At 71.9% G+C, this 12,573-nt stretch carries 9 protein-coding genes; 4 read left to right on the top strand and 5 right to left on the bottom strand.

The genetic code is table 11. The features are described from left to right. Nucleotides 1-146 precede the first annotated feature (146 nt). From ACFVGW_RS17940 to ACFVGW_RS17930, 3 genes are read right to left on the bottom strand one after another with little or no spacing between them, the layout of a single operon-like run. Complete coding sequence (locus tag ACFVGW_RS17940) at nt 147-1,088, bottom strand: 3-oxoacyl-ACP reductase (RefSeq protein WP_383294154.1); 942 nt, start codon at nt 1,086-1,088, stop codon at nt 147-149. Between the two features lie 14 nt (nt 1,089-1,102). After that, nucleotides 1,103-2,179: a Zn-dependent alcohol dehydrogenase gene (locus ACFVGW_RS17935; RefSeq protein ID WP_385852645.1), complete on the bottom strand. Its 1,077-nt coding sequence runs from the start codon at nt 2,177-2,179 to the stop codon at nt 1,103-1,105. Between the two features lie 14 nt (nt 2,180-2,193). Next, a complete protein-coding gene (locus ACFVGW_RS17930; protein ID WP_385852644.1) occupies nt 2,194-3,048 on the bottom strand; it encodes a MaoC/PaaZ C-terminal domain-containing protein in 855 nt (284 codons plus the stop codon). Between the two features lie 378 nt (nt 3,049-3,426). On the opposite strand from ACFVGW_RS17930, the gene ACFVGW_RS17925 reads away from it, so the two are divergent. The 4 genes from ACFVGW_RS17925 to ACFVGW_RS17910 all read left to right on the top strand — a co-directional run bounded on the left by ACFVGW_RS17925 (nt 3,427) and on the right by ACFVGW_RS17910 (nt 6,914). Next, nucleotides 3,427-4,329: an ATP-binding cassette domain-containing protein gene (locus ACFVGW_RS17925; RefSeq protein ID WP_385852643.1), complete on the top strand. Its 903-nt coding sequence runs from the start codon at nt 3,427-3,429 to the stop codon at nt 4,327-4,329. Next, a complete protein-coding gene (locus tag ACFVGW_RS17920; RefSeq protein ID WP_385852642.1) occupies nt 4,326-5,048 on the top strand; it encodes an ABC transporter permease in 723 nt (240 codons plus the stop codon). The genes ACFVGW_RS17925 and ACFVGW_RS17920 overlap by 4 nt, the downstream gene beginning before the upstream one ends. An 11-nt stretch (nt 5,049-5,059) precedes the next feature. After that, nucleotides 5,060-6,202, top strand: coding sequence for a histidine kinase (locus tag ACFVGW_RS17915; RefSeq protein WP_385852641.1), 1,143 nt, complete (start codon nt 5,060-5,062; stop codon nt 6,200-6,202). A 79-nt stretch (nt 6,203-6,281) separates the two neighbouring features. Next, nucleotides 6,282-6,914 carry a response regulator gene (locus tag ACFVGW_RS17910; protein WP_385852700.1) on the top strand — a complete coding sequence of 211 codons (633 nt, stop codon included), beginning with the start codon at nt 6,282-6,284 and terminating at the stop codon, nt 6,912-6,914. Between the two features lie 45 nt (nt 6,915-6,959). Here ACFVGW_RS17910 and ACFVGW_RS17905 read toward each other — a convergent pair whose 3' ends face one another. Both ACFVGW_RS17905 and ACFVGW_RS17900 read right to left on the bottom strand, forming a co-directional pair. Then, nucleotides 6,960-10,706, bottom strand: a complete 3,747-nt coding sequence (locus ACFVGW_RS17905; protein ID WP_385852640.1) for a LamG-like jellyroll fold domain-containing protein — start codon at nt 10,704-10,706, stop codon at nt 6,960-6,962. Between the two features lie 365 nt (nt 10,707-11,071). Next, nucleotides 11,072-12,517 (bottom strand): MFS transporter, encoded by a 1,446-nt coding sequence (locus tag ACFVGW_RS17900; RefSeq protein ID WP_385852639.1) that lies wholly within the window; start codon nt 12,515-12,517, stop codon nt 11,072-11,074. Nucleotides 12,518-12,573 lie beyond the last annotated feature (56 nt).

Genomic DNA, 12,573 nt, shown 5'->3' with positions numbered 1-12,573 from the left:
CCGGGGATTCCCCGGGGCTGTTCGGCGTTTCGCGTACCTCAGCCCCGCTTCGGGCGCGCCTCAGCCTCGTCAGGCCCGCCTCAGCCTCGCTTCAGGCCCGCCTCAGCCTCGCCTCAGCCCCGCTTCAGGCCTGCCTCAGCCTCGCCTCAGCCCCGCTTCAGGCCCAGCACCTCCGCCGCCGCGAACGTCTCGCCCGCCGGGCGGGACGCGTAGTGCGGGGACAGCAGCCCGTCCAGTTCCTCGTACGTGAACGCGTCCTTCGCGGTGTCGAACTTCGCCGCCACCCTCGGGCGTTCCACGATCGCGACCATCCCGCCGTGCACGACGAGCAGCTGGCCGTTGACGGCCGCTGCGGCCGGGGACGCCAGGTAGCCCACGACCGGTGCGACGTGTTCCGGCGCCAGCGCGTCCAGCTCACCCTCCGTCGGCTCCGCGAATCCCGCGAAGACGTCCTCCGTCATCCGGGTCCGCGCCCGCGGGCAGATCGCGTTGGCCGTGACGCCGTACTTCGCGAGCGCGAGCGCCGTCGACGTCGTGAGCCCCACGATCCCGCCCTTGGCCGCCGCGTAGTTCGGCTGACCCGCGGAACCGGCGAGGAACGCCTCCGACGAGGTGTTGACGATCCGGCCGTACACGCCGGACTCCCCCGCCTTCGCCCGGCCCCTCCAGTGCACCGCCGCGAAGTGCGTGGTGTTGAAGTGGCCCTTCAGATGGACCCGGATCACCGAGTCCCACTCGTCCTCGCTCATCGAGAAGACCATCCGGTCCCGCAGGATGCCCGCGTTGTTGACCAGGATGTCCAGCTTCCCGAACTCGCCCACCGCCAGGTCCACAAGGCCCCGCGCCGCGTCGAAGTCGGCGACGTCGCCCAGGTGCGCGACCGCCCGTCCGCCCGCCGCGCGGATCTCCGCGGCGACCTCCTCGGCGGGGGTGGCGGAGGCCTCGCCGGAGCCGTCGCGCCCCGGCTGCCCGTAGTCGTTGACGACGACGGCCGCGCCCAGCCGGGCGAGCTCCAGCGCCTCGGCCCGGCCCAGACCCCGGCCGGCGCCGGTGACGATCGCGGACAGTCCCTCAAGAGGGAGTGACATCGGTTCGCGTCCTCTCAGATCTCGATGCAGGTGCGCAGCGCGACACCCGTACGCATCTGCTCCAGCGCCTCGTTGATCCCGGAGAGCGGCACCCGGTGGGTGATCAGGGACTCCAGGTCGATCCGGCCGGCCCGCCAGAGCGCGATGGCCCGCTCGTACGAGCGCAGCACGTCACCGCCCCCGTACATCGACGGCAGGATCCGCTTCTCGTCGAAGAACAGCTCGAACATGTTGAGCTGCAGGAAGTCGTCGAGCGCGCCCGCGCCGACGACGCAGAGCGTGCCGCCGCGCCGGGTCGTCTCGTACGCGGTCCGGGCGGTCGAGGACCTGCCGACGACCTCGAAGACGTAGTCGAAGCCCTCTCCGGCGGTGACTCGCTGCTTGGCGTCGCCGAGCGCGTCGGGGGCGACGGCCTCCGTCGCGCCGAAGCGCAGGGCTGCCTCGCGCCGGGACTCGACCGGGTCGACGGCGACGATCTGGGCGGCCCCCTGGAGCTTGGCGCCCTGGATCGCGGAGATGCCGACGCCGCCGCAGCCGATGACGGCGACCGAGGAACCGGCCTCCACCTTCGCCGTGTTGATGGCCGCGCCGAGCCCGGTGGTGACGCCGCAGCCGATGAGGGCGGCGATGTCGAAGGGCACGTCGTCGGGGATCGGGACGGCGCAGCCGGCGTCGACGACGACCTCCTCGGTGAACGTGCCGGTCCCCGCGAAACCGAAGACCTCCCCTCCGGGCCTGCGGAAGTTGGGGGTACCGGCGTTCATGAACCCGGCCAGACAGAGCTGGGTCTGGCCGCGCTTGCAGGCGGGACACACCCCGCAGGCGGGCAGCCAGCAGAGCAGCACCCGCTGCCCTTCGCTCAGCCCGGTGACGCCGTCGCCGACGTCGATGATCTCGCCCGCGCCCTCGTGGCCGGGGATGAAGGGGGCGGGCTGCGGCAGTACGCCGCTCATCGCGGAGACGTCGGAGTGGCACAGTCCGGTCGCCCTGACCCGTATCTTCACCTTGCCGGGGCCGAAGCCCACCGCCTCGACGTCGTCGAGGACCTCCAGTTTGTCCTGGCCGATCTCGTGCAGTACGGCTGCGCGCATGGTGCGGGCTCCAATCACGAATGTTCGACGAGGGTGTCGGCGAGCACGGGAGCGTCCTCGCGCTCCACGGCGGTGACCGACACCTGGACGCGGCCGTCCCCGGTCCACATCCGGATACGCAGGGTCTCGCCGGGGAAGACGATCCCGGCGAATCGGGTGCGGTACGAACGGACGCGGGCGACGTCGCCGCCGAGCACCGTGTCCACCACCGCTTTGAGGGTCATGCCGTACGTGCAGAGTCCGTGGAGGATCGGCCGGTCGAAGCCGGCGAGCTCGGCGAACTCGGGGTCGGCGTGGAGCGGGTTCCAGTCGCCGGAGAGCCGGTAGAGCAGCGCCTGGTCCTCGCGTACGGGCCGCTCGACGGTCTTGTCGGGGTCGCGGTCGGGGAGTTCGAGGCGCTCGGAGGGGCCGCGGTCGCCGCCCCAGCCGCCCTCTCCCCGTACGAAGATCTGCGCGTCGCTGGTCCAGAGCGGGCCGTCGTCGTCGGCGACCTCGGAGCGCAGCACGAGGACGGCCGCCTTGCCCTTGTCGTGGACGGCGGCGACGCGGGAGGTGGTGACGGCCCTGCCCTGCGCGGGCAGCGGCCGGTGCAGGGTGATCGCCTGCCCGCCGTGGAGGACGGCGGCGAGGTTCACCTCGACGCCGGGCGCGGAGAGCCCGCCGACGACCCCCATGCCGGCGCTGGCGACGGTGGCGAAGCTGGGCAGGACGTGGAGCCTGGATTCGAGGGTGTAGCGGAGCTCGTCGGGGTCGGTCGCCGGGGTGCCGGCGCCCAGTCCCAGGTGGTAGAGCTGGACGTCCTTGTGGCCCCAGGTGATCTCGGCGCTGCGGGGCTCGGCGGCGACGGCCTTGGCGGCATCAATGGGCATGGGGATGCTGCTCCTTGGAGATCCGTGAGGATCCTCGACGAGTGGAAGACCTCGGTGCGGCCGTCCGCACCGTCGGCCGCACCGAGGCCGTGCGGGACCGTCCCGTACGCGCCCGTTCTAGAACGCGTTCTAGGTCGGTGATCCTCATGTATAGCCGAGCGGGGGAGAGTTGAGAAGCCCTCGGGACGGGCACTCCTGACGGTATGTCAGTTACGGTGCAGGGGCGAGGGGGCGGACGAGGGCCGGGCGAAGGACGGGGTGACGGGCCGGGCGAAGGGGGCGGTCACGGGCCTGAGGCGGGGGCAGGACATTTGTCCCTACGAGGTCCGTACATTCACTCCTGCCGCGGGAGGGGTGGCGGTCCGTAGTTTCGATGGCATGACGAACGAGCCCGCGGTGGTCTTCGAGGCCACGACCAAGACGTACGGCGGCGTGCGCGCCGTGGACGGCATCGACCTGACCGTCCGGCGCGGCGAGACCGTCGCGCTGCTGGGGCGCAACGGCGCCGGCAAGTCCACCACGATCGGCTTGCTGCTCGGACTCGACGACCCCGACGGCGGCCGGGTCTCCCTCTTCGGGGCCGCTCCCGCCCGGGCGGTCGAGGCCGGCCGGGTCGGCGCGATGCTCCAGGAGAGCCGGCCGGTCCCCCGGGTCACCGTCCGCGAGCTCGTCTCGTTCGTCGCGCGGACGTACCCGTCCCCGCTGCCCGTGGCCGAGGCCCTCGGGCTCGCCGGACTGACCGAGCTGGCGGGCCGGCGTGTGGACCGGCTCTCCGGCGGCCAGGTGCAGCGCGTGCGGTTCGCCGTGGCGCTGGCCGGCAACCCGGAGCTGATCGTGCTCGACGAGCCGACGGCCGCGCTCGACGTCGAGGCCCGGCAGGCGTTCTGGGACTCGATGCGCGGCTCCGCGCGCCGCGGGAACACGGTCCTGTTCTCCACGCACTATCTGGAGGAGGCCGACGCCCACGCCGACCGGATCGTCGTGATCGACCGGGGCCGGGTCCTCGCGGACGGCACGAGCGAGGAGCTGAAGCGGGCCGCAGGCGGCAGCCTGGTCTCCTTCGACCTGGCCGGCGGGCCCACGGACGGGCTGACGCTCCTCCCCGGCGTCACCTCCGTGGAGATACGCGGCGACCGCGCCCGGCTGCACACCGCCGACTCCGACGCCACCGTCCGCGCACTGGCCGCGAAGGACGCGATACGGCGCCTGGAGGTCGCCCCGGTCTCCCTCGACGACGCCTTCCTGACCCTCACCCGACCGACCCTGGAGACGGCCCGATGATCACCGAGTACGTACGGCTGGAAGTCCGCCGCACCCTGCGCGACCCCGGGTTCGTGATCTTCGGGATCGGGATGCCGGTGCTGATGTACCTCCTCTTCACCAACCTCGGCACGGACGAGGCCGAGTGGAAGACCGCCTCCATGGTCGGCATGGCGGCGTACGGAGCCCTGGGCGCGGCCCTCTCGGTCGGCACAGGTGTCGCCGAGGACAAGTCCCTCGGCTGGCTGCGCCAGTTGCGCGTCACTCCGATGACCCCGCGCCAGGTGGTCACCGGCCGTGCGCTGACCGGTTCGGTGATCGTGCTGCCCGCCATCACCGCCGTCCTGCTCGCCGGGGCACTGGTCAACGGGGTGCGGCTGGAGGCCACCTGGCAGTGGGCCGCGGTCGCCGTCGCCCTCTGGCTCGGCTCGCTCCCCTTCACCCTGCTGGGCATAGGCAACGGCTACCGGCTCTCCGCCCAGACCACCGGCGTCGTGAACGTCGGCTGCAACCTCGGCCTGGCGGTCGTCGGCGGGCTCTGGTTCCCGACGGAGCTGTTCCCGGGCTGGCTGCGCGAGATCTCCTCCTACACCCCGACGAACCGCTTCGCCGAGCTCGGCCGGGCGCTGACTGAGGGCACGGCCCCGGGCCTCGCGGTGATCGCCGTGATCGGGACGTGGGCCATGCTGTTCGGCGTGTACGCGACGGTCTCGTACCGTCGCTCGGCCAGGACGGCGTGAGGAGGGGGACCATGCGCAAGAAGGGGAAGAGGGAGTGGGGACCCGAGGGGATGGGTCCGCCCAACGGACTGTCGATGGTGCCCTGGCTGCTGATGGGCATGGGCGCGGTGTCCCACCTGATCCAGGGCAAGTCGTCCAACCCCTTGATCACCGGCCTGGGGCTGCTCGCCTTCAACTCGCTCTACATCGCGGTCGTCTTCCGGGCCTTCGACCGCAGGAAGCGCGAATCCGCCACCACATGGTGGCTGCTGGCCGCGATGGCGGCCATCACCCTCGGGCTGGGCATCGCCTACGGTGGTCCGTATCTCCTCTACTTCCCGCTGCTCGGCCTGGCCGCCGGGTCGGTCACCCGCGGCCGGCGACTGCCGCAGGTGGTCTTCCCGCTCTGCGTGACGGCGGCCGTGGTCGCAGGGATACGGGACGGCTGGGGCGCGATCAACGTGGCGTACGGCACGTTCATCTCGGCGATGGTGACGGCCGCCATCCTCGCCCTGTCGGAGACGGTCCGGGAACTGCGCGCGACGCGGCAGGAGCTGGCCAGGACGGCCGTCGAGAAGGAACGGCTGAGGTTCTCCCGGGACCTGCACGACCTGCTCGGCCACACACTCTCGGTGATCGTGGTGAAGTCGGAGGCGGCCCGCAGGCTCGCCCCGCGCGACATCGACGCCGCGCTCGCGCAGGTCGCCGACATCGAGTCCGTGGGACGCCAGGCCCTCACGGAGATCCGGGAGGCCGTCACGGGCTACCGCGAGGGCAGCCTCGCCACCGAGCTGGACCGGGCCCGCGACGCCCTGTCGTCGGCCGGGATAGAGCCGGTGGTCCGCCAGTCGGGCCCACCCCTGGAGAGCGCGACGGAGGCGCTGCTGAGCTGGGTCGTACGGGAGTCGGTCACCAACGCGCTGCGCCACAGCGGCGCGACCCGCTGCACGATCGACGTCGGCGGCGCCCCGGACCGGGTGCGCCTGACCGTCACCGACAACGGCCACGGCGCCTCGGCCGGCAGCACGGGCAGCGGTCTGAAGGGCCTGCGCGAGCGCCTCGCGACCGCCGGCGGCACCCTCGACTCGGGACCGGCGCCGCGCGGAGGGTTCCGCATCACCGCCGAGCTCCCTGTGGAGCCTCGGGCATCGCGGGAAGCGGTGCAGCCGTGCTGACGTGCGAGGCCGGCTGCCGGCCCGCCCGCCGGACGCGCCTCAACGGGGCGGCCGACCTACGCTGTTCCTCGTGAACGAGATGCCGCAGGACCACCGCCCGGCGAAGTCCGTGAGAGTCCTTCTCGCCGAGGACCAGGGCATGATGCGGGGCGCGCTCGCGCTGCTGCTGGGCATGGAGCCCGACATCGAGGTCGTCGCCCAGGTGGGCCGGGGCGACGAGATCGTGGACGCGGCGCTGGAGAGCCGGCCGGAGGTCGCGCTCCTGGACATCGAGATGCCCGGGCGCTCGGGCCTCGACGCCGCCGCGGACCTGCGCGACGAGGTCCCCGACTGCCGGGTCCTCATCCTCACGACCTTCGGCCGCCCCGGTTACCTCCGTCGCGCGATGGAGGCGGGCGCGGCGGGCTTCCTGGTGAAGGACGGTCCCGTCGAGGACCTGGCGAACGCGATCCGCCAGGTCCTCCGCGGCGAGACGGTCATCGACCCGGCCCTCGCCGCGGCCGCCCTCAGCGCGGGCCCGAACCCTCTGACGGCGCGCGAACGGGACGCCCTGGCGGCCTCGGTGGACGGCGCGACGATCGCGGACATCGCGACGACCCTCCACCTCTCGGAGTCGACCGTCCGCAACTACCTCTCCTCGGCGATCGGCAAGACAGGCACCCGCAACCGCATGGAGGCGGTCCGGGCGGCCCGTCGGCAGGGGTGGCTGTAGGTCCGTAGGACGCTCGAGGCGTGACATGGGTCGGGCCGGTTCCGGTCAGGAGCCGATCTGAGCCTCGATCTGGTTCTCGTTGTTCATCGCGCCGACCCAGATCCGTACGTCGGCGACCTTTGCCGGCAGGAAGTGCTTCCACGCCGCGCCGGTCATGCCCTTGCCTACGGCGAGTTCGCCGGTGCCGGCCTGGGCGGTGTACGCCTTCCAGGCGCCGTTCTGCGAGCTGCCGACGCGGAGCGCGATCTCACCGCTCTGGGCGTCGAAGATGCCCGTCAGACGGACGGTGGCCCCGAGGACCGCCTCGGAGTCCGACTGCACCGCCGAGAAGGTGCCGTCGGTGTTCAGCCGGCCGAAGAACCAGTAGCCGACCGGGACGGTCTCCTCCTCCATGGTGTCCTCGTTGAGGACCGTCTTGCTGCCGGTCTTCTTGAACCAGAGACCCCAGGCGGAGCCGTCGGCCGTGCGCTGGCCGACCACCTGGCCGACGTAGCCGTCAGCCTTCCCCAGCGCCTTGTCGCGGTCGACCGCGACCTGCGTCGACACCGTGAACGAACCCATGTCGTCGACGATCGGGCCCGCGGCGGTCGCCGCGTCGTCCACGCCGTCGAGGACGATCTCCTCGCCGGAGACGGCCGCGCCGCCCGCCAGGGTCAGCGCCCGGCCGTAGCCCGACGTGGAGTCGGCGACGGTGGCACCGGAGGCGCCGGTCGCGGACCAGCCGGCGACGAGCTCCACGCCCGTCATGCCGCCCGGCAGCGTGAGCCGGGCCTCCTCGGCGATCTCGGAGTCGTTGAGGGTGCGCTGCCACGCAGCGACCTCGTCGACCGAGCCCTTCCAGTAGTCGTAGTACGCGCCGCGCCACCAGACGCGCCCGACCTGGAGCCGGCCGGTCGACACCCACGACTGGGCGACGGTGTCCGTGCCCTGGAGCTCACCGTTGACGTAGAGCTTGATCACCTTGGCGTCGTTGTCGTAGACGGCGGCCAGGTGCGTCCAGACGCCGAGCGCCGCCGGGCGCTTGGACTGAACGATCTGGTTGCTGATGTCACCGTCCGTCGCGTCCTTCGGCGAGGTGCGCAGCTCCCACTTCTTCGAGTCCGACCGGTAGCCGAGGTAGAAGGCGCTGTACCAGGCGGGCGTCATGCTTCCGTCCTGGCTCAGGGCCGTGTTGGTGCGAGTGCCGTCCTCCAGACGCACCCAGGTGGAGACGGTGTACGACGAACCGGTGCCGACGACGGGGCCGTCGGTGGCCGCGTAGCCGTTGGTGCCGTCGAAGCCGAGCCCCTTGTCCGTGACCGGGGTTGCCAGCGGCACGCCCTGGTCGTCGTGGGTGATCAGGCCGCGGCGGCCACGGTCGTCCCTGTTCACCCCGCCGGTCAGCGTGGCGTTGGAGGTGCCGCCCGTCGGGGCGCTGTCCACGGCCGCACCGGAGCTCTCGGCGAAGTTCCAGCGGCCGACGGGGTCGGCGCCGGTGGCGACCTTGAACGAGACCGCCTTGGTGGAGCCGGCGCGGCCCAGGCCGTCCTTGGCGCGCACCTCCAGGACGTAGGTCCCCGAGGACGGCGGCTTGACGGTCGCCTTCAGGACCCCGTCGGCGAGCGTCGTCCACGTGGTGGTGGGGGCCAGCCGGTACTCGTACTGCTTGTTGGTGTCACCGGCGGCGGGGCCGAAGGTGAAGTCACCGGCCACGCCGGGAGCCCCGGCGGCCGTGCAGTTGTTGGGCAGGCATTCGAGGTACGGACCGTTGAAGGCCACCGTGGGGGCCTTGGGAGCGGTCGCGTCGACCTTGAAGTAGCAGTGGGGCATGTAGGCCGAGGACCCCGCGTGGGAACCGCTGTCGTAGAACACCTGGGTCAGCGTGGTGTACCGGTGGAGCGGACCCTCGGCGAGAGTGGTGCCCCAGGAGTGCGTGACCTTGACGTTGTCACCGACGAAGTTGGCGCCGCTGGGGATGGGGACCCCGGACTGTGTCCAGGTGCCGTCCGCGGCCTGCTTCTCGACACGGAACCACGCCTTCAGCTTGGCGCCCGATTCACCGCCGGCGGCGGTCTGGGGCGTCGAGGTCAGCGTGGGGGTCGGGTCGGAGACGATCGTCGGGTCGGCGGCGTTGGTGCTGCAGACCGTGCCGGATCCGCCGACGATGCCGACGCCGGTCGGCGACGCCGGAAGGGCGACGTAGTCGACCCGGAGCACGGCGTCGTTCTTGAACCGCTTCCAGGCCGACGTGTCGGACTCGTCGTTGGCGCGGATCTGCAGCGTGAGCCGGGAGAACTTGCCGGCCGCGAAGTCGCGTACGGTCGGCGTGAGGTTCTCGTTGGGCTCCTCCGGGTTGTCGTTGAACTCGATCGGCGCGTCGGGGGAGTCGGGGTCGCAGAGGGAGCCGCGTCCTGCCGAGACCCATCGGTCGACCATCCAGTCCAGCTCCTTGGGCCGGGAGGCCCAGGTCGTGGCGGAGGAGATGTTGTCGGTGCGGACGACGTCGACCAGCCGGTCCTCGCACTGGAACGCCCACGGCTCGGTCACCGCGAAGGTGGCGTCGAGGACGCGCTTACCCTTGAGCTGGTCGGGCGCGAACTCGAAGTAGAGGCGCTGCACATAGCCGGGGCCGCAGTAGTAGCCGTTCCAGCTGCCGCACTTGCCGACACCCTGGCCCTGGTCCTTGTCGCCGTTGCCCCAGCCGTACGACTCGTAGCCGTCGCTGCGCAGCTGCGTCCGCTCCGACTCGCCCCACGTCACTGTCGGGTCGATGAAGAGCGGGTAGGCCGAGATGTCGGTCGTGGCGAGCATGGCGGCGTCCGGTACGACGGACAGCGTGCCCTTGGCCAGCTTGACCTGCATCCTCTTGACCTTGTCGCCCTGACCGGGGGCGAGGCCCTTGCCGGACGGCCTCGTCTCGGACGGGTCGGCCGGCGCGGACTCCTGCGTCGCCGCGGTCCCGGCGGAACGCTTCGGCGCGGCCGGTGCCTCGACGGACGAACCCGCCGACGCGGCACTCCCGGCGGAACGCTTCGGCGCGGCCGGTGCCTCGGCGGACGAACCCGCCGAGTTCCACATCTGCGCCGGCGGCGCGCGGAAGATCGTCTGCCCGGTGCCGTCGACGGCGCTGAGGTTGCCGGCGGCGCCCTTGCGAACGGCCAGGCCCTTGGCCTTGAGGCCGAAGGTGAGTTCCTTCAGCTTCGGATTGGCGGCCGCCTTCGGCGTCTTGACCACCAGGACGTGCTGGAAGCTCTCGACCGTGGCGGTGACCTTCAGATCGACGTCCGGAAGAACCTCGCGGTAGAGGGCGCTGCTTCCGTCGATGACGGGTGCGGGCAGCTTGCCCTGCTGCCAGCCGAGTTCCAGCGAGCGCCCCTGCTCCTCGATGCTGACGAGCGGGTCCGCGGAGCCGCCGCCCGAGAAGGTCATGACGGCCGAGGCCGCCTTGGGACCGATCGAGCCGTCGGAGCGGCGGACGAGCGTCGGGTCCGGCGTCTGCCAGCCTCCGCCGGGCTTGGCGACCCGGACCGGGACCGTGGACTGTTCGAGCGTGAAGGTGGAGCCGTCGGGGTTGGCGAACACCGTTCCCCGCTCGGTGCGTTCTCCCCGGACCTCCACGCGCTTGCCCGACTCCTTGGCTTCCGCGAGCGCGCGGTGGCCTTCGTCGAGCTTGGTGTTCTGTGCCGACGGCGCCTGCGCCGACGGCCCGTTCGCCAGTACCGCCGGCGCTGGAAGACCCAGCGCCATGACGAGTGCCGACAAGGCAATCGTCGAGCTGCGGGCGCGCTGACGCGCCCACTGCCTCTTCACCATCCCCACCCCTAGTTACGCAAAAGAACTCAGCAGGTGGGTCACCCAACGGCATCGCGCTTCGCGCAGTCAAGGCTGTTGATCGACACGGTGATCGGCCCAGAACCGCCCATGAGCAGCGAAACGCGCACATGCCGAAGCGCGGCACCGCTCACCGAAAGGAACCACCGTCACGGAGAGTGAGGGACGACGGCCCGGCACCCTCGGAAGGGGAGGACTCACACCTCCGACGGACTCCCGGAATATGCCAGTCGTGCGTCCGCCGTTCACCGCACCGCATCCGTGAACACATCCTCAACCGGATCCCCGCAATCCGAATGGGGCACCGAGCGTGACCACCGATCGGCCGGATCGCCGTGTGGGCAAGATCACGCCTCCGCGGGGCGTGTCCTTCCGCTGTTCGGCAGCCAGAGCAGCATCAGGACCGCCGCGGCGAGCAGGACGCCCGTCGCCGTGCGGAACGCCAGGGCGTAACCCTCCGTCAGGGCGGCGGGGCTCGTGGCGCCCGCCGTGCGGGCGGCGGCCACGGTGGAGAGGACCGCAAGCCCCAGGGCGCCGCCCATCGTGCGGGAGGTGTTGACCAGGCCGGAGACGAGGCCGGCGTCGGCGGGCGCGGCGCCGGAGGTGGCGAGGGTCGCGAGCGGGGTGGTGAGCAGGCCGATGCCGGCCATCATCAGGATGCCGGGGCCCAGGATCGTCGTCAGGAAGGTGCCGTCGGCGGTCATCGTCGACTGCCAGCCGAAGCCGGTCGCGGCGACGAGGGCGCCGATGACCGCGAGGTTGCGGGCGCCCGTCGTGGGCATCAGGCGGGGGGCCAGCTTGGATCCCACGATGACGCTGACCGAGCTGGGGATCAGGGCAAGACCGGCCTGGAGCGGGGTGTAGCCGAGGACGTTCTGGGCGTACACGGTCATGAAGAACCACATGGCGAACGAGGTCGAACCCGCCAGCAGCATGGCCACGTTGGCGGCCGAGACCGCCCGCGCGCGGAAGAGCTTCAGCGGCATCAGCGGGGCCGCCGTCCGCGCCTCGACGGCGACGAACACCGCGAGGAGCGCGAGGCCCCCGAGCAGCGGGAGGAGGGTGGCCGGGTCGCCCCAGCCCACCTCCTCCGTCTGCACGATGCCGTACGCCACGGAGGCGAGGCCGCCCGTGACGAGGACGGCGCCCGGCAGGTCGAGCCGTCGGCGGGCGCCGGTGCGGCTCTCGCTCAGCCACAGCGCGGCGCCGATCAGGACCAGGACCCCGACGGGGACGTTGATCAGGAGCACCCAGCGCCAGGAGAGGAGGTCCACGAGCACTCCGCCGACGAAGCCGCCCGCCGCGCCTCCGGCGGCTCCGACGGCCGTCCACGTGCCGATCGCCCGGGTCCGTGCGGGACCGGCGGGGACGGCGGCGGTCACGATGGTGAGCGTCGCGGGCGCGAGGACGGCGGCCCCGAGGCCCTGCACGGCGCGCGCGGCGACCAGCTGCCAGCCCTCCTGGGCGAGCCCGCCCGCGACGGAGGCCGCGGTGAAGAGGCCGAGTCCGAGCAGGAACATCCGCTTACGGCCGAAGAGATCGGCCGCCCGCCCGCCGAGCAGCATGAACCCGGCGAACGCGATGGAGTACGCGTTGAGCACCCACTGCAGGCCGGTGGCCGAGAGGCCGAGGTCGGTCCGCATCGAGGGCAGCGCGACGTTCACCACCGACACGTCGAGGACCACGAGGAACTGCCCCGCGCACGCGGCGAGCACGACGAGCCAGGCGCGCGGGGTGGGGCGTATCGGGGTGGACTCTGTGGCGCCGGACGTGGCGGGCTCGGTGTGGACCATGCGTGTGATGGTCGCAGACGCTCTGCACCCCGTACATGGGGAATGAGTCCTACGAC

Source organism: Streptomyces sp. NPDC127129, assembly GCF_042671585.1.
Taxonomy (GTDB): domain Bacteria; phylum Actinomycetota; class Actinomycetes; order Streptomycetales; family Streptomycetaceae; genus Streptomyces.
This window is presented reverse-complemented; position numbering and strand designations above follow the sequence as displayed.